The organism is Microbacterium algeriense, assembly GCF_008868005.1.
GTDB classification, from domain to species: domain Bacteria; phylum Actinomycetota; class Actinomycetes; order Actinomycetales; family Microbacteriaceae; genus Microbacterium; species Microbacterium algeriense.
Window position 1 is genome coordinate 1,338,187 of record NZ_WAAO01000001.1, and the last position, 19,040, is coordinate 1,357,226.

15 protein-coding genes are annotated in these 19,040 nt (G+C 71.0%); 11 read left to right on the forward strand and 4 right to left on the reverse strand.

All coding sequences use genetic code 11. The features are described 5' to 3' along the window. The first annotated feature begins 2 nt into the window (after positions 1-2). The 3 genes from F6A08_RS06650 (at position 3) to F6A08_RS06660 (ending at position 3,176) form a co-directional block, all read left to right on the forward strand. On the forward strand, positions 3-1,211 hold the full coding sequence (locus F6A08_RS06650; RefSeq protein ID WP_124896050.1) for a substrate-binding domain-containing protein: 1,209 nt from the start codon (positions 3-5) through the stop codon (positions 1,209-1,211). 78 nt (positions 1,212-1,289) lie between these two features. Further along, positions 1,290-2,141: a sugar phosphate isomerase/epimerase family protein gene (locus tag F6A08_RS06655; protein ID WP_124896049.1), complete on the forward strand. Its 852-nt coding sequence runs from the start codon at positions 1,290-1,292 to the stop codon at positions 2,139-2,141. Positions 2,142-2,168: 27 nt separating this feature from the next. Then, a complete protein-coding gene (locus F6A08_RS06660) occupies positions 2,169-3,176 on the forward strand; it encodes a sugar phosphate isomerase/epimerase family protein (protein ID WP_151458964.1) in 1,008 nt (335 codons plus the stop codon). A 27-nt stretch (positions 3,177-3,203) separates the two neighbouring features. On the opposite strand, the gene F6A08_RS06665 is transcribed toward F6A08_RS06660, so the two are convergent. Further along, complete coding sequence (locus F6A08_RS06665; RefSeq protein WP_017202623.1) at positions 3,204-4,178, reverse strand: NYN domain-containing protein; 975 nt, start codon at positions 4,176-4,178, stop codon at positions 3,204-3,206. A 2-nt stretch (positions 4,179-4,180) separates the two neighbouring features. Then, complete coding sequence (locus tag F6A08_RS06670) at positions 4,181-5,167, reverse strand: Gfo/Idh/MocA family protein (protein ID WP_151458965.1); 987 nt, start codon at positions 5,165-5,167, stop codon at positions 4,181-4,183. Positions 5,168-5,271: 104 nt separating this feature from the next. On the opposite strand from F6A08_RS06670, the gene F6A08_RS06675 reads away from it, so the two are divergent. The 8 genes from F6A08_RS06675 (at position 5,272) to F6A08_RS06710 (ending at position 14,114) form a co-directional block, all read left to right on the forward strand. Further along, positions 5,272-6,654: an NtaA/DmoA family FMN-dependent monooxygenase gene (locus F6A08_RS06675; RefSeq protein ID WP_151458966.1), complete on the forward strand. Its 1,383-nt coding sequence runs from the start codon at positions 5,272-5,274 to the stop codon at positions 6,652-6,654. A gap of 87 nt (positions 6,655-6,741) precedes the next feature. After that, entirely contained in the window at positions 6,742-8,376 is a 1,635-nt protein-coding gene (locus tag F6A08_RS06680) for a TIGR04028 family ABC transporter substrate-binding protein (protein WP_017202620.1), read from the forward strand. Positions 8,377-8,392: 16 nt separating this feature from the next. Continuing rightward, positions 8,393-9,373 (forward strand): ABC transporter permease, encoded by a 981-nt coding sequence (locus F6A08_RS06685; protein WP_151458967.1) that lies wholly within the window; start codon positions 8,393-8,395, stop codon positions 9,371-9,373. Further along, a complete protein-coding gene (locus F6A08_RS06690; RefSeq protein ID WP_151458968.1) occupies positions 9,370-10,266 on the forward strand; it encodes an ABC transporter permease in 897 nt (298 codons plus the stop codon). Before F6A08_RS06685 ends, F6A08_RS06690 begins: the two co-directional genes overlap by 4 nt. Then, positions 10,263-11,879 (forward strand): dipeptide ABC transporter ATP-binding protein, encoded by a 1,617-nt coding sequence (locus F6A08_RS06695; RefSeq protein WP_151458969.1) that lies wholly within the window; start codon positions 10,263-10,265, stop codon positions 11,877-11,879. The genes F6A08_RS06690 and F6A08_RS06695 overlap by 4 nt, the downstream gene beginning before the upstream one ends. Beyond that, positions 11,876-12,934, forward strand: a complete 1,059-nt coding sequence (locus tag F6A08_RS06700; protein WP_151458970.1) for a putative FMN-dependent luciferase-like monooxygenase — start codon at positions 11,876-11,878, stop codon at positions 12,932-12,934. Before F6A08_RS06695 ends, F6A08_RS06700 begins: the two co-directional genes overlap by 4 nt. Further along, complete coding sequence (locus F6A08_RS06705) at positions 12,931-13,509, forward strand: CMD domain protein (protein WP_151458971.1); 579 nt, start codon at positions 12,931-12,933, stop codon at positions 13,507-13,509. The genes F6A08_RS06700 and F6A08_RS06705 overlap by 4 nt, the downstream gene beginning before the upstream one ends. Beyond that, positions 13,506-14,114, forward strand: a complete 609-nt coding sequence (locus tag F6A08_RS06710; RefSeq protein WP_151458972.1) for an alkylhydroperoxidase domain protein — start codon at positions 13,506-13,508, stop codon at positions 14,112-14,114. Before F6A08_RS06705 ends, F6A08_RS06710 begins: the two co-directional genes overlap by 4 nt. A gap of 16 nt (positions 14,115-14,130) precedes the next feature. Here the strand turns inward: F6A08_RS06710 and F6A08_RS06715 are convergent, their stop codons facing one another. Together F6A08_RS06715 and hrpA are read right to left on the reverse strand one after the other, a co-directional pair. Further along, positions 14,131-15,075 (reverse strand): quinone oxidoreductase family protein, encoded by a 945-nt coding sequence (locus F6A08_RS06715; RefSeq protein WP_151458973.1) that lies wholly within the window; start codon positions 15,073-15,075, stop codon positions 14,131-14,133. Positions 15,076-15,113: 38 nt separating this feature from the next. After that, positions 15,114-19,031: an ATP-dependent RNA helicase HrpA gene (hrpA, locus tag F6A08_RS06720; RefSeq protein WP_151458974.1), complete on the reverse strand. Its 3,918-nt coding sequence runs from the start codon at positions 19,029-19,031 to the stop codon at positions 15,114-15,116. Positions 19,032-19,040 lie beyond the last annotated feature (9 nt).

Here is a 19,040-nt window from a genome sequence, read left to right on the forward strand (position 1 = left end):
CAATGCGACGATCGATGAAGATCGCCACCGCAGGGGTGGCTCTCTTCGGCCTCATCGCGCTCGCCGGGTGCACCACCGACCCGTCCGTGGCGCCGGCGGAGTCGGAGAACCCCGAAGAGGCGGCGGAGACGACCGAGTGGTTCGACCAGGAGCTGTTCGACAAGCAGGACGAGGAGCGCGGCGTGGAGCCGCAGGGACCGGCGGACGAGCCGTATCTGCAGCACATCAACGCCGAGATGGTCGACACGGCGGAGTTCGCGAGCGACGGCGCCAAGAAGGCCTGCTTCGCGAACGCCTCGATCTCCAACCCGTGGCGTCAGACGGGCTGGATCACGATGAACGAGCAGTTGAAGGTGCTCCAGGACGCCGGCGCGATCAGCGAGATGGAGACCCGTGACGCGAAGGACTCCGACGACACGCAGATCGCCGACATCGACTACTTCATCGCGGAGGGCGGGTGCGACGTCTTCCTGATCTCGCCCAACAGCACCGCGGCGATGACGCCGGCCGTCGAACGCGCCTGCGAGACGGGCAAGCCGGTCGTCGTGTTCGACCGCGGCGTCAACACGGACTGCCCTGTCACGTTCATCCACCCCATCGGCGGCTTCGCGTGGGGCATCGACACGGCCGAGTTCCTGATCGACAACCTCGAGGAGGGCGACAAGGTCGTGGCGCTGCGCATCCTCCCCGGCGTCGACGTGCTGGAGCACCGCTGGGCCGGTGCCGAGAAGCTGTTCGAGGAGGCGGGGATCGAGGCGGTGGACCACTTCACCGGCGCCGATCCCACGGAGATCAAGAGCATCATCAGCGACGAGCTCGCCAAGGGCGACGTCGACGGCATCTGGATGGACGCCGGAGACGGCGCCGTCGCCGCGATCGAGGCGTTCGAGGATGCCGGCGTCGACTACCCCGTCATGACCGGGGAGGACGAGATGAGCTTCCTCCGCAAGTGGAAGGACACCGGCCTCACGGGTCTCGCTCCCGTGTACTCCAACTTCCAGTGGCGGACCCCGCTGCTCGCGGCGCAGATGATCTTCGCGGGTGAGGAGGTGCCGAAGGAGTGGGTGCTCCCGCAGAAGCCGATCACCGAGGCGGAGCTCGACGACTACCTCGCCGCCAACGAGGGCATGCCCGACGGCCACTACGCGAAGTTCGGCGGGGAGAACCTCCCCGGCTATCCGACGGTGTGGCAGGAGCGGCAGATCCCGTAACCGATGCGTGCTCCCGCCCTTCCGCTCCGCACCGCGGAGTGGGAGGGTGGGAGCGCCGTCACGATCACAAGGACAACGATGCCCCGCACGATCGCCGTCAACACCTGGGTGTGGACGTCTCCGCTCACCGATGAGACCCTCGAGCCGCTCGCCCGCACGGCTGCCCGCCTCGGCTACGACGCCCTGGAGCTGCCCCTGGAGAGCATCGGCGACTGGGACCCGGTCCGGACGCGTTCCGTGCTGGACGGTCTCGGTCTGGGTGCGGTCGTGGTCGGCGCGATGGGTCCCGGCCGCTCGCTGCTGGCGCGCGCCGGTGACGTCGCGGCCACGCAGGACTACCTGCGCGCGTGCCTCGACGCCGCCGAGATCGTGCGCTCGCCCGTCGTCGCCGGCCCTTTCTACGCCCCGACGGGGGTCACCTGGCGCATGGACGACGGGGAGCGGGCTGGCGCGATCGGCGAACTCAGGGAGAACCTCGCTCCGCTCGCGCGGGAGGCCGCCGACCGGGGGCTGATCTTGGCGATCGAGCCCCTGAACCGCTACGAGACGAGCCTGCTCAACACCGTGGAGCAGAGCCTCGACGCGCTGGAGCCGCTGCTGGGCGCCGGGGTCGGGCTCGCCCTCGACACGTATCACCTCAACATCGAGGAGAAGAGGCCCGATGACGCGATCCGCGCGGCGGGCTCGGCGATCGCCCATGTGCAGGTGTGCGGCAGCGACCGCGGCGCGGTGGGCGACGACCACACCGACTGGCCGGGAATCCTCCGCGCTCTCGACGACGCCGGCTACCGAGGAGTGCTGGGGCTGGAGAGCTTCACCGGGGAGAACGCCACGATCGCCGTCGCGGCGTCCGTCTGGCGGCCGCTCGCTCCGAGCCAGGACGACCTCGCCGCCCGCAGCATCGCCCACCTCCGCGCCCTCGGCGCCTGACCCCTCCCGCGATACGAAGGAGTGTCCATGAGCAGTCACCCGGTCACGCTGTTCACCGGCCAGTGGGCCGATCTGCCGTTCGAGGAGGTGGCTCGTCTCGCGGCGGAGTGGGGGTACGACGGACTCGAGATCGCCGCGTCCGGCGATCACCTCGACCTGCGCCGAGCGGACGAGGATGACGCGTATGCCGCCTCCCGCCGCGAGATCCTCGACCGGCACGGCCTGCAGGTGTTCGCGATCTCCAACCACCTCGCCGGTCAGGCGGTGTGCGACGACCCGATCGACTTCCGGCACCAGGGCATCCTGCGCCCGTACGTCTGGGGCGACGGCGAGGCCGAGGGCGTGCGGCAGCGGGCGGCGGAGGACATGAAGCGGGCCGCCCGCGTGGCCGGGAAGCTCGGCGTCGACACCGTCGTGGGCTTCACCGGCTCGTCCATCTGGCCGTACGTGGCGATGTTCCCACCCGTGCCGGAGTCGGTGATCGAGCAGGGCTTCCAGGACTTCGCCGACCGCTGGAACCCGATCCTCGACGTCTTCGACGCCGAGGGAGTCCGGTTCGCCCACGAGGTGCATCCGGGGGAGATCGCCTACGACTACTGGTCGAGTGCGCGCGCCCTCGACGCGATCGACCACCGGGACGCGTTCGGCTTCAACTGGGACCCCTCGCACATGATGTGGCAGCACATCGATCCGGTCGGCTTCATCGTCGACTTCGCGGACCGGATCTATCACGTCGACTGCAAGGACACCCGGATGCGGCCGCGCAACGGAAGGGCCGGCGTTCTCGGTTCGCACCTGCCGTGGGGCGATCCTCGGCGCGGCTGGGACTTCGTCTCCACCGGCCACGGCGACGTGCCGTGGGAGGACGCCTTCCGCGCGCTGGACGCCATCGGCTACGACGGTCCGATCTCGATCGAGTGGGAGGACGCCGGGATGGATCGGCTGCACGGAGCCCCCGAGGCGCTCACCGTCGTGCGCTCGCTGCTGTGGCCGAAGCCGGAGGCCTCCTTCGACGCGGCGTTCCGCAACCAGTGATCACCGGAGACCAGCGCAGGCGCCGGGTCAGGGCTCGCGCAGGCGCACCAGCCGCTCGTGCCCGGTCTCCTCGAGCTCGGCGATGTCGTCTCGGGACTTCAGGAAGTCGGAGAACGAGCGGTACCCGAGCGCCTTCTCGCTGAACGACGGGTCCATGCGGCGCATGTGGGTCTTCACCGCGGAGCTGTGCAGCCACTCGTCGGCGTCGGCCTTGTCGTGGCCCAGGCGCAGGGCGCGCTCGAGCAGCTGCGTCGCGACCTCCTGGTCGTCGACCTTGTCCTCGACCCTGGGCTCCTCGGCCTTGATGACGGGCTTGGCCTTCGCGCGCTTGGGAGCGGTCTTCGGCTTCGTCGCGGTCTCGGCGACGGGGGCAGCCGGCTCGACCGACGGCGCTTCCGCCGGGGCGGCGACGGCAGCGGGTGCCGTCTTCACCGGGCGCACCACGCCGGGCAGCGAGTCGTAGGACTCGAACTCGTCGCACGCCGCGGCGAGCGACTTGGCCGTCGAGCCGGACACCCCGACCCCGATCACGTAGCGGCCGAGACGCTTGCAGCGCTGAGCCAGCGGCACATAGTCGCTGTCGCCGGCGACGATCACGACGTGGGTGAGGTCGGGCAGGCGGAACATGTCCTCGACGGCGTCGACGGCGAGCCGGATGTCCGCGCCGTTCTTCGCGTAGGCGGCGGCGGGGAACAGCTGCACGAGGTCGACCGCGCGGGCGACGAGCTGCGAGCGGTACTCGGCGTTCACGGGGGAGGACCAGTCGGCGTAGGCCCTGGTGAGCACGAGCGTGCCGAAGGAGGCGGCGTAGTCGATGATGGCGCCGACCTCGATCATCGCGGCGCGCAGCCGATCGGTGACCTCCGGGTCGTTCGGGTTCTCCGAGATGCGCTGCCGGTCCTTGCCGTAGGCGTTGCGCCCATGGACGCGGTCGTACCAGGAGATGACGATGTTGTCGAAGTCCAGGTAGACGGCGACGCGGGCGTCGGGGGTCTCGGCCACGGTCAGACCTCCTCGCGCGGGTAGCGGACGCCGATCTGGGCCCTGATCTCGTCGAGGGTGCCCATGATCGCCACGCTCTCGGCGATCGGGAGGATGTCGCCCTCGAGGATGCCGTCGCGCACCAGGCGCTCGGCGGCCAGGGCCTGGTAATGCATGCCGCGCCCCTCGACCTCGGAGACGTACTCCTCCTGCACCGTGCCGTCCGGGAGGACGAGGCGGAACGTGGTCGGGCTGTACCAGACGGTGTCGATGTCGATGTGCGCCGCGGTGCCGACGATGCTCGCGACGTTGGGGCCCGCCGCGCGGGACGAAGACAGGCTGGTCGAGACCGCGCCCCCCTCGTGCGTCATGACGGTGGCGACCTCCGCGTCGGCGCCCGTCTCGATGAGCCGGCCGACCGCGCGGACGCTGGTCGGGGCGCCGAGGATGTCCCAGATGAAGGAGATCGGGTAGATCCCCAGGTCGAGCAGCGCGCCGCCGCCGAGTTCGAGGGCGTTCAGCCGATGGGCGGGGTCGGAGGGCAGCAGCTGGGTGTGATCGGCGCTCACGGCCCGGATCTCGCCGAGAGCGCCGTCGGCGATGAGCTCGCGGATGCGGACCATGTGCGGCAGATACCGCGTCCACATGGCCTCCATGACCAGCAGCCCGCGTTCGGCGGCGAGGGACTGCAGGTCCTCCGCCTCGGCGCGGTTCAGGGTGAAGGCCTTCTCGACCAGCACGTGCTTGCCGTGTTCGAGGGCGAGCCGGGCGTTCTCGTGATGCATCGGGTGCGGGGTCGACACGTAGATGATGTCGACCTCGGGGTCGGACACCAGAGCCTCGTACGACGGGTGCGCTCTGCCGATGTCGAAGCGGGCGGCGAACGCATCGGCCGACTCCTGCGAGCGCGAACCGACGGCGACGAGATCGAGCCCTGCGGTGCGCAGATCGGACGCGAATGCGCCGGCGATGCCGCCGGTCGCGAGGATTCCCCAACGAAGACCTGTCATGGTCTCAGCGTAGGGGGTGCGGCGGGTGTGACCGACTGTTACATCCCGTGACGCCCGGCATCGACGCCGTGGCAGCGCGCCGGACGCGCTCCTAGCGTGACGGCATGACCGAACCCCTCATCATCGGCGCCATGGTGCGCACCCTGGGCGCGTATCCCTCGGGCTGGCGGCACCCCGGTGCGCATCGCGACCCCGCGACGGATGCCGGGATCCTGCGGCGCATCGCGCGGGAGGGGGAGGACGCCGGCCTGGACTATCTGTTCTTCGGCGACTGGCTGGCTACGGGGCCCGATCTGGAGTTCCGCGACCCGTATCTGCTGGCGCGCATCGACCCCGTGAGCGCCGTGCTGTTCCTCGCCGGAGTCACCTCGCGGATCGGTCTGATCGCGACGGTCAACACGACCTACGCCGACCCCTATGCGGCGGCACGTTCACTGGCCTCGCTCGACGTGCTGACGGGAGGTCGGGCCGGGGTCAATCTCGTCACCGGGGCCGAACCGCGCGCCGCGGGCAATCACGGGCGGGACGCGCACGCCGACAACGAGTCGCGCTACGACCGGGCCGAGGAGTTCGTCGAGGCGCTGCGGCGGCTGTGGGATTCGTGGAGCGAGGACGCCTGGATCGCGGATGCCGAGCGCGGCGTGCTGATCGATCCGGAGGGGCTCCGTCCGGCCGCCGTCGAGGGCGCGCACCTCCGGGTGGCCGGACCGCTGAACGTCGCCCGCCCACCGCAGGGGCGGATCCCGATCGTGCACGCGGGCACGTCGCCGCGGTCGCGGGCGCTCGCGGCCACCGAGGCCGACCTCGCGCTGATCGCCGCGCCGACGCTGGTCGAAGCGATCGCGACCCGACGGCTGCTGCGCGACATCGCGGCGGAGGCCGGACGCTCTCCGGACGAGCTCCGCGTCATCGCGCCCGTGCTCCCCGTGGTCGGCGACACCGACGCCGCCGCGAAGCGCATCGTGCAGACCCTCCTCGCTCTGGTGCCGCTCGCCGAGGGGCACCAGGCCGCCAGGCCCGCCTTCCCGCCGAACCGCACGATCGGTGCGCTCGCGGACGCCCTGGACGTCTCGCGGGAGGATCCGCTGCGGGAGGCGACGTTCGACGCCCGCGTCACGACGGCCGAAGCGGAGCGCCTGGGGGAGCGCGGTGCGGCGCTGATCGAACGGCTCGACCGCATCGCCGGTCTCGGTGTCCGCACCGGCGACCCGCTCACCTGGCGGCACCTGGTCGCCGCGCACGCCGTCCCCGCCGCCTTCGTCGTGGGGGATGCCGGCACGATCGCGGATCACTTCGAACTCTGGCGCGACGAGGGGGCCGCCGACGGATTCAACGTGCTGTCGGCCTTCCAGCCCGCGCAGTTCGAGGCTTTCACACGCATCGCGGCGCCGGAGCTGCGCCGTCGCGGACTGCTGCGGAGCGTCGCGGAGAGCCAGGGGTCGACCCTGCGCGACCGTCTGCGCATTTCCTCGTATGTCGACGCGTGACGTGTGGTGTCGACCGAGTCGCACCGTCGCACCCCCGATTCCTACCGTGAAGAAACCTCGTCCCACCCGAAGCCAGGAGACCTCCGCATGAACCGTCGTCTGATCCGCGCCGCCGCCGTGGCGCTCCCGCTCGTGCTCGCGGGGAGCCTCGCGGCCTGCGCGTCCACACCCGCCCCGGCGAACTCTCCCGCGGACGGAGGCGACCCCGTCACCGGAGGAACGCTCACGTACCTGGAGCACCAGGCGTACACGAACCTGTACCCGCCGCAGGCCGGCTTCTACCCCAACGGCGGCATCGTGAACAACATCGCCGCCCGGCTCACCTGGCAGAACCCGGAGACGCTCGAGATCGAGCCGTGGATCGCCTCCGACTGGACCGTGAACGACGACGCGACCGAGTACACGTTCGACCTGAACCCCGATGTCACGTTCTCGGACGGCACGCCGGTGGATGCGGCCGCCGTCGCGAAGAACTTCGACACCTACGGGCTGGGCGACGCGGAGCGGGGCCTCACGGTCTCGGAGGCGATCAACAACTACGCCAGCAGCGAGGTGGTCGACGAGGACACGGTGACGTTCCGCTTCTCGGCTCCGTCTCCCGGGTTCCTGCAGGCGACGTCGACCATCAACTCGGGACTGCTGTCGCCGGAGACGCTCGACGGCACGATCGAGGACTTCGGCGCAGGCAACGCCGAGGAGATCATCGGTTCCGGTCCGTTCACGGTCACGGGCGAGAAGCTCGGCACGGAGTACACGCTCACCGCCCGCGACGACTACGCCTGGGGACCCGACAGCGTCGACAACGACGGCCGCCCGTACCTCGACGCGGTGCACGTGCTGATCACGCCCGAGGACTCGGTGCGCATCGGCTCGCTGCTCGCGGGACAGGCCGACTACGTCCGCTATGTGCAGGCGTTCGACGAGGACCGCGTGGAGGGCGCCGGCTTCACGCTCTATGCCCCGCAGACCCGCGGCGTGAACAACTCGATCGCCCTGCGACCCGAGAACCCGCTGCTCGCCGACATCCGCGTACGCCAGGCACTCATCGCCGCGGTGAACGCGCAGGAGGTCGTGGACACCCTCTTCACCGAGAACTACCCGGTGGCGACCTCGGTGCTCTCCTCCCAGGCCCTCGGCTACAAGGACGAGTCGGAGCACTACGCCTACGACCCGAAGAAGGCCGAGAAGCTGCTCGACGAGGCAGGATGGGAGCCCGGTGCCGACGGCATCCGCGAGAAGGACGGGGAGCGCCTCTCGATCACGGTGTACGAGGCGAAGCCGCAGCCGCTGTCGAAGCAGACCCTCGAGCTCGTGGCGCAGCAGCTGGCGAAGGTCGGGGTCGAGCTCTCGGTCAAGCCCGGCGACGCCGGCAGCTACGCCGAGGACACGCGCGACCCGCTCAAGACCGGCTTCTACCACTCGATGGTCGGACGCGCGGACCTTGACGTCATCAAGAGCCAGTACTTCACGAAGAACCGCGACGTGCTGATCTCGAAGGACGCGAAGCTCGACGAGCTGCTGCTCGCCGTGGCGTCCGAGCCGGACGCCGACAAGCGTGTCGCGGCATCGCAGGCCGTGCAGGACTACATCGCCGAACAGGCCTACGTGATCCCGCTGTTCGAGGAGCCGCAGGTGTACGGCACCGCCACCTACGTGCACGGCGTCGCGTTCGAGTCGGTGGGGCGTCCGACGTTCTCCGGCGTCTGGCTGGCCGAGCACTGATCGGGATGGTCCTCCGATGAGTTTCGTCCTCCGACGAGCCGGGCAGGCCGCGATCGTTCTGGTCGCGGCCTTCACGGCGACCTTCTTCCTGCTGCAGCTGCTGCCGGGCGACGCGATCCTGATCAAGTTCTCCGACCCCAGCCTCGGGCTGTCGCCGGATCAGCTCGACAGCATCCGCGCCACCTACGGCACGGACCTGCCCTGGTGGGAGCAGTACGTGCACGCGGGGCTCGGCTTCCTCGCCGGGGACTTCGGCTACTCCACGCAGTTCGGCACACCCGTGCTGACGATGCTCGCCGAGGCGCTCCCCGCGACGCTGCTGCTCGCATCCCTCGGGCTGGTCGTCGCTCTGGTCCTGGCCGTGCTCATCGCCGGACTCTCCTCGCTCGCCCCGTTCGCCTGGCTGCGCGACGGACTTCGCCAGGTGCCCGGCCTCTTCGTGGCGGTGCCGGTCTTCTGGCTGGGCATCCTGCTCATCCAGGTGTTCTCGTTCGGGCTCGGCTGGGTGCCGATCGTCGGGGCCGACCCCGTCAGCGGACTCATCCTGCCCGTGCTGACGCTCGCCGTGCCGATCTCGGCGCCGCTGGCGCAGGTGCTGGTCCGCGCGATCGATCAGGTGCAGGCGCAGCCGTTCGTCACGGTGGTCCGGGCGAAAGGTGCCCCGCCGCTGTGGGTGCTCACGCGCTCCGTCGCCCGCAACGCCGCCGTGCCGACCCTGACGATCGCCGGCGTGCTGTTCGGGGAACTCGTCGGGGGAGCAGTCGTCACCGAGACGGTGTTCGGCCGCACCGGCATCGGCCGCCTCACCGAGCAGGCCGTCGCGAACCAGGACATCCCGGTGCTGCAGGGTGTCGTGCTGCTGTCGGCGCTCGGCTTCGTCGTCATCAGCTTCGCCGTCGACCTCGTCACACCGCTCATCGACCCTCGTCAGCGCGCGGTCGCACGCTCCACCGCGTCCGTCGCCGCCCGCCCCGCACCCCAGGAGGTGCCCGCATGACCGCTCCCGTGATCGCCGCGACGAGTGTCGAACCGGACTCCGAGCCGACCCCGACCGTCCCCGCGCCTCCGCGGGGCCCTCGCCGTCCTGGCCGTCTTCGCGGCCGTGCCTGGGGGCTGTACCTCGCGTTCGCCGTGGTCGCCGTCGCCGTGCTGTGGGCCGTGATCCCCGGCGTGTTCGCGCCCGGCGACCCGCTCACCGGCGTGCCTGCCGACAAGCTGCTGCCGCCGAGTGCTGCGAATTGGTTCGGCACCGACACCCTCGGCCGTGATCTGTTCGGCCGTGTCGTCCATGGAGCCGTGCACTCGCTCTCGGGCGCGCTGATCGCCGTCACGGTGGGACTCGCCCTTGGCACGGTGCTCGGCGCGATCGCCGGAGCCGTGGGCGGGGTGGTGGACGACGTGCTGATGCGCATCGTCGACGTGCTGCTCGCGATCCCCGGGTTGCTGCTGTCGCTGTCGGTGATCATCCTGCTCGGCTTCGGCACGGTCAATGCCGCCATAGCGGTGGGCCTCGGCAGCGTCGCCGCCTTCGCGCGTCTCATGCGCGCCGAGGTGGCCCGCGTGCGCCGCACCGAGTATGTCGAGGCCGCTTTCGGCAGCGGTGCCACGTTCTTCGCGGTGCTCCGTCGGCATGTGCTGCCCAACTCGCTCACCCCGATCGTCGCGCTCGCCGCCCTGCAGTTCGGCACGGCGATCCTCGCGATCTCGACGCTCGGGTTCCTCGGCTACGGCGCTCCGCCGCCCACTCCGGAATGGGGACTGCTGATCGCCGAGGGCCGCAATTACGTCGGCACCGCCTGGTGGCTCACGGCACTGCCGGGTCTCATCGTCGTCGCGGTCGTGCTCAGCGCCAACCGCATCAGCCACCGCATCGGAAGGGGGACGCGATGAGCGTTCTGGCAGCGACCGGTCTGCGCATCTCCTATGGCGACCGGGAGGTCGTGCACGGGGTCTCGTTCGAGATCGACGAGGGGGAGACCCTCGCGCTCGTCGGCGAATCGGGCTCGGGCAAGTCGACCACCGCGCACGCGCTCCTGGGTCTGCTCCCCGCTGGGGGCAGGGTCGACGGCGGGACGGTCGTCCTGGGCGACCTCGACATCTCCGGGTGGTCCGATCGCGCGCTGCGCGGCATCCGCGGTGCGGAGATCGGCCTCGTGCCGCAGGACCCCACGACCTCGCTCGACCCGGTGCGTCCGGTCGGCGCGCAGGTCGAGGAGATCCTGCGCCTGCACGGTCATCGGGATCGGCGCTCCCGTCGTGCACGGGCCATCGAGCTGCTCGATCGCGTCGGCATCGACGACCCCGACCTGCGGGTGGGCCAGTATCCGCACGAGCTCTCCGGCGGCATGCGGCAGCGCGTGCTGATCGCCACCGCGATCGCCCTGCGACCGCGCCTGCTGATCGCCGACGAGCCGACCAGTGCCCTCGACGCCACGGTGCAGCGCAAGGTGCTCGATCTGCTCGACGAGCTGCAGCGCGAGGAGGGCACCAGCATCCTGCTCGTGACCCACGACCTCGGTGTGGCCGCCGATCGCGCCGCACGTCTCGTCGTGCTCAAGGACGGCCGGATCGTGGAGCAGGGGCGGAGCGAGGAGGTGCTCGCCGCGCCGACGGACCCGTACACGCGGCAGCTGCTCGCCGATGCTCCCGCGTTCACGACCGGCTTCCGGCGCCCGGATGCCCCGCCGTTCCTGCGGGATGCCGCAGCCGTCGCGGCGGAGAATCCGTACGCGATCGTCGCCGACGGGCTCGTGAAGGAGTTCCGGGTCGCCGGGCGCGAGCGCTTCCGCGCGGTCGACGATGTCTCGTTCCGCGTGCGTCGCGGCACCACCCATGCGCTCGTGGGGGAGTCGGGGTCCGGCAAGACGACCACGGCACGGCTCGTCACCCGCTTCCACCAGCCCGACGCCGGGACCATCGAAGTCGCCGGAGAGGATGTGACCCACGCGAAGCGCGAGCAGTTGCGGGAACTGCGTCGCCGGGTGCAGCTCGTCTACCAGAACCCGTTCGCCTCGCTGGATCCCCGCCAGCAGATCGCAGACATCGTGGCGGAACCGCTGCAGAACTTCCGCGTCGGCTCGCGTGCCGAGCGCCGGGAGCGCGCGATCGCTCTCCTCGACCGGGTCTCGCTCCCCGCCGACGTCGCGCGGCGCACCCCGCGCGAGCTCTCGGGCGGACAGCGGCAGCGCGTCGCGATCGCCAGAGCTCTCGCGATCGACCCCGAGGTGGTGGTGCTCGACGAGGCGGTGTCGGCGCTGGACGTGACCGTGCAGGCGCGCATCCTCGAACTGCTCACCTCGCTGCAGGCCGAGCTCGGACTCACGTACCTGTTCATCTCGCACGACCTCGCCGTCGTGCGCAGGATCAGCCACACGGTCTCGGTGATGCGCCGCGGCCGGATCGTGGAGGAGGGGCAGACGGAAGACCTGTTCCGCGACCCGCAGCACGAGTACACCGGGGAGCTGCTCGCCGCGGTCCCCGGACGAACGGAGATCGTCGTATGACCACCGCACCCGCTACCTCGACCGGGCCCACCGTCGCCTTCTTCACACGTCTGCTCGACGACGCCTCGCCCGCCGAGAGGTATGCGCTCGCCACGGCGCAGATCCAGCAGGCGGAGCGCCACGGGATCGGGAGGACCTGGGTCGCACAGCATCACTTCCACGCGGCCGAGGGCGGGCTGCCGTCTCCGCTGGTGTTCCTCGCGCACGCGGCGGCCGTGACGCGGGACATCCGACTGGGGACCGGCGTGATCACCCTGCCGCTGGAAGACCCGGTCCGGGTGGCCGAGGATGCCGTGGTCGCCGATCTGCTCTCCGGGGGGCGAGTGGATCTGGGCCTCGGCAGCGGCGGCACTCCGTCGTCGTTCGAGCCGTTCGGGGAGGATGTGCGCGACAAGGCGGCGACCTACGACCGCAAGCTGCGTACGCTCCTGGACGGCCTCGCCGGGCGCGACGTCGGTGCGGGCAACACGCTCTACCCGGACGCCGGAGACCTCGCCGACCGTGTGTGGCAGGCCACCTTCTCCGCTCCCGGCGGTCACCGCGCCGGCATCCACGGGCACGGGCTGCTGCTCTCTCGCACTCAGCCGCGCAGGACCGATCGCCTGTACGCCCCTTTGTCCGAGCTGCAGGATCCGATCATCGACGCGTACCTCGAGGCGCTGCCGGCCGGGGCGGCTCCGCGGATCACCGCCTCGCGCACCGTGTTCGTCGCGGATGACCGCGCCGACGCCCTGCGGTTCGCCGAGGTCGGGCTGCGGCGGGCGGCCGAGGGCTTCCGTCGGCAGGGCCAGACCATCCCTGGAGACAGCATCGAGGAGCTGATCGCCGCTCTCGACACCCATCTGGGCACACCGGAGGAGGTGGCGGAGTCACTCGCGGCCGACACCACCCTCGCCCGCGCGACCGAGGTGGCCTTCCAGGTGCACTCGGTCGACGCCCCGCACGAGCACGTGCTGCGCTCGATCGCCCTCTTCGCCGACGAGGTCGCGCCCGCTCTCGGGTACGCCCTCACCCAGACCCCCGACCGGAACCCCACCCTCAAGGAGAACGCATGACCGACGACATCGTGGACCGTATCGCGGAGGTGACGCCGACGCTGGATGCGCTTCGTCGTCGCCGTCCGGTCACCAGGGATCAGCTGCAGGCGAGCTTCGACGCCCTCTTTCAGCCGGTGAGCCCGGAGCACGTCTCCCAGGCGGAGCGCGAGCTCGTCGCAGCCTTCGCGACCGGACTGGCGGGTGCGGACGACCCGACAGCGGTCTTCTACGCCGCCCGCGCCCGCGAGGCCGATCCGGAGCGGGCGGGCGTGGTGCTCGCCGAGGCGGAGACGGCATCGACCAGCGGTCCGTTCGGCGCCTACACCGAGCTCGGCCTGCAGCCCGAGAACACGGACGGCGAGCGGTACGTGCCGGCGGATGCCGTCACCGCCGTCCTCGGCGATCGTCTCGCCGCAGCCCTCGCGCACACGCACCTGCTGGTGTTCCGTCCTCGCGAAGCCTCGGGCGACGACCTCGGACGCCTGCTCGATGCCGGGTGGTCGACGGATGGGATCGTGACGCTGTCGCAGCTGGTGTCGTTCCTCGCCTTCCAGCAGCGGGTCGTCACCGGACTCCGGGTGCTCGCGGCATGACCGCCGTGCAGACCGTGCTCCGCCACGACGACGCCCCGCACCCGCACTCCTTCACCCGTGGGGAGGTGGGCTGGGTGCCGCATCTGGAGCCCCTCGCGGAGGACGAGCTGACCGAGCGCCACTACGACGGACTCGTCGACGCCGCGCGCGCGAAGAACGACTACTTCCGGCTGCTGGCCCGTGACCCCGAAGTGCTCAAGGCGCGGACGCTCGTGGACAAGGACATCTTCTACAACGTCGCGGAGGGGCTGCCGCGCGCGGACCGGGAGCTGGCGGCGACCGCGGCGTCGCGGCGCAACGGCTGCGTGTTCTGCGCGTCGGTGCACTCCCGCTTCGCCGCGCACCACAGCAAGCGGGTCGAGGATGTCGACCTGCTGCTCGATGAGGGGGTCGACGCCGATCTCGGCGAGCGCTGGAACGCGATCGTGGCCGCATCGGTCGCCCTCACCGACACTCCGAACGCGTTCGGCGAGCGCGAGATCGTAGGACTGCGCGCGGCGGGGCTCGACGACCTGGAGATCGCGGACGTCATCCACGGCGCCGCGTTCTTCAACTGGGCGAACAGACTGATGCTGTCGATCGGTCGGCCGGTCGCCCCGGCCTGAGCCGCACTGCCCGGTGCTACGGCACCAGGATGATCTTGCCCGAAGCGGCGCCGGATTCCATGAGCTCATGGGCCTGCGCCGCTTCGGCGAGCGGCAGCTGCGGTCCGAGCTCGATCGTGAAGTCGCCCGTGTCGAGGAGCTCGATCGTCTTCGGCAGCGCCTCGGCACGCCACGCGAGCTCCTGCTCCGTCAGCGGGACGGGGGAGCCGCCGGAGAAGGCGCGGATCCCGAAGGACGCGGCGTCCGGCCCGCGCACGATCGTCGCGATCCGGTCCCGGTCGGCGACGAGCGCGAGGGAGGTCTCGATGGCCTCGTCCGTGCCGGCGCCGTCGAGTACCACGGTGACGGGGGAGGGAGCGGCCGCGCGGACCCGGTCGAGCAGGCCGTCGCCGTAGGCCACGGGGATCGCGCCGAGTTCGCGGAGCTGATCGTGGCGGGCGGGGCTCGCGGTGGCGATGACGGTCGCCCCCCACGCGACGGCGAACTGCACCGCCGCCTGGCCGACGGATCCGGATCCGGCGTGCACCAGCAGCACGTCGCCGGCGGTCACGCCCAGCGAGCGCAGCGCCTGGTACGCGGTGCCGGCGGGGATGCCGATCGCGGCTCCCTCGGCCATCGTGACGGAATCGGGGAGCTTGGCGAGCTTCTCGGCCGCGATCGCGATGGCGGACGCGTAGGTTCCGACTCCGTCGCGGATGGCCACCCGGTCGCCGACGGCGAGGTCGTCGACCCCTTCGCCGAGCAGCTCCACGACACCGGCGCCGTCGAACCCGACAGGACGCGGCTCGGTGATGGGCGGAGAGGGGCGCTTGCCGCTGCGCAGCTTCGCATCGATCGGGTTGGCGCCTGCCGCCTCGATGCGCACGACGACCTCACCGCGTGCTGCGACGGGGTCGGGGATCTCCATCAGGTGCAGCACAGCGGGGGAGCCGATTTCGGTGTAGACGATCGCACGAGCCATGCGTTCAGGCTACCCGTGCCGAGGGCGGACGCGACGGCTCAGCGCCCGGTGAGCGCCTTCATGATCCGCTGCGGCGACACCGGCTGCGCCGTGCCGAGCCGTTGGGCGAACACGCTGACGCGGTACTCCTCCAGCAGCCAGCGCACCTCGACGAGGGTGCGCGGCGCGTCGGGTGCGAGGGGGATGGTTCCCCCGGCATCCTCGAACGCCTTCGCCATCCGCTCGTACTCCGTCATGCGGGCGCGGTCCTTGCCCGGCTCGCTGGCGAGCGTCTTCAGCCGGTCCAGCATTCCCTCGAGATAGCGGGGGAAATGCGTGAGTCGATCCACGCCGGCCGCGGAGACGAAGCCCGGATGCAGCAGACCGCTCAGCTGGGTGCGGATGTCGTTGAGCGGGCCGAGCAGGGCGAGCGAGTTCTGCGATTTGATGCCGCGTTCCACGTCGCGGGACTTCGTCAGGACGCGGGCGACCAGCGAGACGCAGGCGAAGAGCCGGTCGACGAGCACGGTCGACACCGCGTCGCGCACACGCGTGAACTCCGCCTCGCTGCGGACGATCCCGGTCGGCGCTATGTCCTCGATCACGGCGCGCGCGACGGCCCTGCGACAGTCCTCGATCAGCGCGGCGGCGGACGCGTAGGGGGAGGCCGCGAGGGCGAGCTTCTCCTGGCTCGTGAGATGCTCCTGCACGTACGACGAGGGCGAGGGCACGCCCAGCAGCACGAGCCGCAGCACGCCGTCGCGGGTGGCGGCTGCGGCGGCGTCGGGGGTGGATTCGACCCGTACCGAGACGCTCTTGCCCTGGTCGACGATGGCCGGATAGCCGCGCACGACGCCCCCGGCGACGCGGGTGTCGAGGACCTCGGGCAACTCCCCGAACGTCCAGCTCGTCAGACCGGTCTGCTCGACCGGCGCGGCGGCGACACGTTCCGCGCCCTGCTTCGTCCCCGGGGTGGCGGCGCGCGGAGGGGCGGCGATCGAGCGGGCGACACTGCTGCGGGCGCGGTCGGAGAGCTGCGTCTGGAGCGCGCGCAGGTCGCGTCCGGAGCCGACGATCCTGCCGCGCTCGTCCACGGCACGGAAGTTCATGCGCAGGTGCGCCGGCACCCGCTCGTCGTCGAAGTCGGCGGCCGAGACCAGCTGGTTGGCGAGCGGCTGGATACGACGGGCGAGGGCTTCCTTGAGCGTGCGCGACGGCAGCCCACCGTGCGATTCCGGTCCCTCCTCGGCGAGCTCGGCCCCGAACTTCTCGGCCCAGTCGGCGGCGGGCACCACATGACGACGGATCGCCTTGGGGAGCGCACGCAGCAGTCCGGTGACCAGCTCGGCGCGGAGACCGGGAACCTGCCAGTCGAAGCCGCGGTCCTCGAGCTGGGCGAGCAGCGGCAGCGGCACGACCACGCTGACGCCGTCGTCCGCGGCGCCGGGCTCGAACCGGTAGGCGAGGCCGAGCACCTGGTCGCCCTGCGTCCACCGTGTCGGGAACTCGCGCTGATCCGCGCGCTCCTCGTCGTCGATCAGGTCGCTCTCGCGCATCACGAGCAGCTTCGGCGTCGCGGCCATGGCCTCGCGCCACCAGGCCTCGAACGAGCGCACGTCGAAGACCTCGGCGGGGATGCGCTCGTCGTAGAAGCGGAACACGGCTTCGTCGCCCGCGAGGATGTCGCGACGGCGTTCGCGCTCCTCCAGCTTCTCCAGGCGTCTGCGCAGCTCGGCGTTGCTGCGCCAGAACGCGCTCACCCGCTTGTCGATCCGCGTCGGATCCCACTCGCCCTCGACGAGCGCGTGCCGCACGAAGAGCTCACGCGAGGCCGCCCTGTCGATGCGGGCGAACTGCACGCGCCGACGCGGGATGATCTCCAGACCGAACAGCGTCACCTTCTCGAACGCGACAGCGGCCCCGGCGTCCTTCGACCAGTGCGGCTCGGTCACCTGGCGCTTGGCCAGGTCTCCGGCGAGGGGTTCGGCCCAGGCCGGATCGATCGCAGCCACCGTGCGGGCGAACGTGCGGGAGGTCTCGACGATCTCGGCGGCGATCACCGCACGGGGGCTCTTCTTGCGCAGCCCGGAGCCGGGGAAGATCGAGAAGCGGATGCCGCGCGCTCCGCGGTACTCGGCGATGTGCCGCGTCTTGCCGGCGGGGGCGGTGCGCTCGTCGAGGAGGCCGATCTGCGAGAGCAGGCCGGAGAGCAGCGCGCGGTGGATCGCATCGGGGTCGCTGGCACCACCGCCGTCACCACCGCGGTCGCTCGTCTTCACGAGCGTGCGCAGCTGACGGTGCACGTCGAACCACTCGCGCACCCGCACGTAGTTCAGATGCTCGGAGCGGCACAGTCGACGGAACGCGCTCGAGCCGAGCTCGCGCTGCTGCTCACGCAGGTGGTTCCACAGGTTCAGCAGGGTGAGGAAGTCGCTGGTCGGGTCGACGAACCGCGCGTGCAGGCGATCCGCCTCCTCCCGGCGCTCCTCCGGTCGCTCCCGCACATCCTGGATGGTCATCCCCGACACGATCGCGAGCACGTCGCGTGTCACCGACGAGTGGGGCCCTGAGCCTGTCGAAGGGCGTCCCGCCTCGATCAGCATGCGCGCGAACCGCGGATCGATCGGCATGCGCGAGATCTCGCGGCCGATGCGGGTCAGGTGTGGGGAACTCTGACCTGGTCCCTGAGCCGGCCGAAGGGTGACGGCACCCAGCTCGGTGAGCAGATCGAACGCGGCCTTCACTCCCCGGGAGTCGGGCGGGGTGAGGAACGGGAACGCGGTGATGTCGCCGAAGCCGAGCGACAGCATCTGCAGGATGACCGAGGCCAGCGACGTGCGCAGGATCTCCGGCTCGGTGAACTCGGGCCGCGCCGCGTAGTCCTCCTCCGAGTAGAGGCGGATCGCGATGCCGTCGCTCGTGCGGCCCGCGCGACCGGAACGCTGGTTCGCGGACGCCTGCGAGATCGGCTCGATGGGGAGCCGCTGCACCTTGGAGCGGTTGCTGTACCGCGAGATGCGGGCGGTGCCGGTGTCGATCACGTACTTGATGCCGGGGACCGTGAGGCTCGTCTCGGCGACGTTGGTGGCGAGGATCACCCGACGGCGCACGCCGGCGACTCGGCTACGTTCGAACACGCGGTGCTGGTCCGCGGCGGAGAGGCGGCCGAACAGCGGCAGCACCTCCGTGGGGGAGCGGTCCTTCGCATAGGCGCCGCGCACGGCATCGGCCGCATCCCGGATCTCGGCCTCGCCGGGCAGGAAGACGAGCACGTCGCCGGGCGGCTCGCGGTCGAGCTCGCGCAGGGCGGAGACGATGGCGGAGACCTCGTCCTCCGGCTCGCCGCCGGACGCCGCGTCGTCGTCGGCGTCGTCGACCGGCCCGCGGTAGCGGATCTCCACCGGATAGGTGCGCCCGGAGACCTCGATGATCGGCGCCGGGGTGCCGTCCGGCGCGGCGAAGTGCTTCGCGAAGCTCTCCGGGTCGATCGTCGCCGAGGTGATGATCACCTTCAGATCCGGACGCTCCGGGAGGATGCGGGCCAGATAGCCGAGCAGGAAGTCGACGTTGAGGGAGCGCTCGTGCGCCTCGTCGATGATGATCGTGTCGTAGCGGGTGAGCAGCCGGTCGCGGTGGATCTCGTTGAGGAGGATGCCGTCGGTCATCAGGGCGATGCGGGTGGCGTCTGACACCTTGTCGGTGAAGCGCACCTTGTAGCCGACGAGCGTGCCGAGCTCGACCTGGAGCTCCTCGGCGACGCGCTCCGCGATCGTGCGGGCGGCGAGACGTCGGGGCTGGGTGTGCGCGATGCGCTCGCGTCCGAGTTCGAGCGCGATCTTGGGCAGCTGCGTGGTCTTGCCCGATCCGGTGGCGCCGGCGACGATCACGACCTGGTGGTCGCGGATGGCGTCGGCGATCTCGGCCCTGGCGGCACTGACCGGCAGCTCCGGGGGATAGGAGATCACGGGGGAAGACATAGCCCTCCA

Coding starts and splice junctions, on each gene's coding strand:
- F6A08_RS06650 (WP_124896050.1), top strand. CDS start 3: ATGCGACGATCGATGAAGATCGCCACCGCAGGGGTGGCTCTCTTCGGC.
- F6A08_RS06655 (WP_124896049.1), top strand. CDS start 1,290: ATGCCCCGCACGATCGCCGTCAACACCTGGGTGTGGACGTCTCCGCTC.
- F6A08_RS06660 (WP_151458964.1), top strand. CDS start 2,169: ATGAGCAGTCACCCGGTCACGCTGTTCACCGGCCAGTGGGCCGATCTG.
- F6A08_RS06670 (WP_151458965.1), bottom strand. CDS start 5,167: ATGACAGGTCTTCGTTGGGGAATCCTCGCGACCGGCGGCATCGCCGGC.
- F6A08_RS06675 (WP_151458966.1), top strand. CDS start 5,272: ATGACCGAACCCCTCATCATCGGCGCCATGGTGCGCACCCTGGGCGCG.
- F6A08_RS06680 (WP_017202620.1), top strand. CDS start 6,742: ATGAACCGTCGTCTGATCCGCGCCGCCGCCGTGGCGCTCCCGCTCGTG.
- F6A08_RS06685 (WP_151458967.1), top strand. CDS start 8,393: ATGAGTTTCGTCCTCCGACGAGCCGGGCAGGCCGCGATCGTTCTGGTC.
- F6A08_RS06690 (WP_151458968.1), top strand. CDS start 9,370: ATGACCGCTCCCGTGATCGCCGCGACGAGTGTCGAACCGGACTCCGAG.
- F6A08_RS06695 (WP_151458969.1), top strand. CDS start 10,263: ATGAGCGTTCTGGCAGCGACCGGTCTGCGCATCTCCTATGGCGACCGG.
- F6A08_RS06700 (WP_151458970.1), top strand. CDS start 11,876: ATGACCACCGCACCCGCTACCTCGACCGGGCCCACCGTCGCCTTCTTC.
- F6A08_RS06705 (WP_151458971.1), top strand. CDS start 12,931: ATGACCGACGACATCGTGGACCGTATCGCGGAGGTGACGCCGACGCTG.
- F6A08_RS06710 (WP_151458972.1), top strand. CDS start 13,506: ATGACCGCCGTGCAGACCGTGCTCCGCCACGACGACGCCCCGCACCCG.
- F6A08_RS06715 (WP_151458973.1), bottom strand. CDS start 15,075: ATGGCTCGTGCGATCGTCTACACCGAAATCGGCTCCCCCGCTGTGCTG.
- hrpA (WP_151458974.1), bottom strand. CDS start 19,031: ATGTCTTCCCCCGTGATCTCCTATCCCCCGGAGCTGCCGGTCAGTGCC.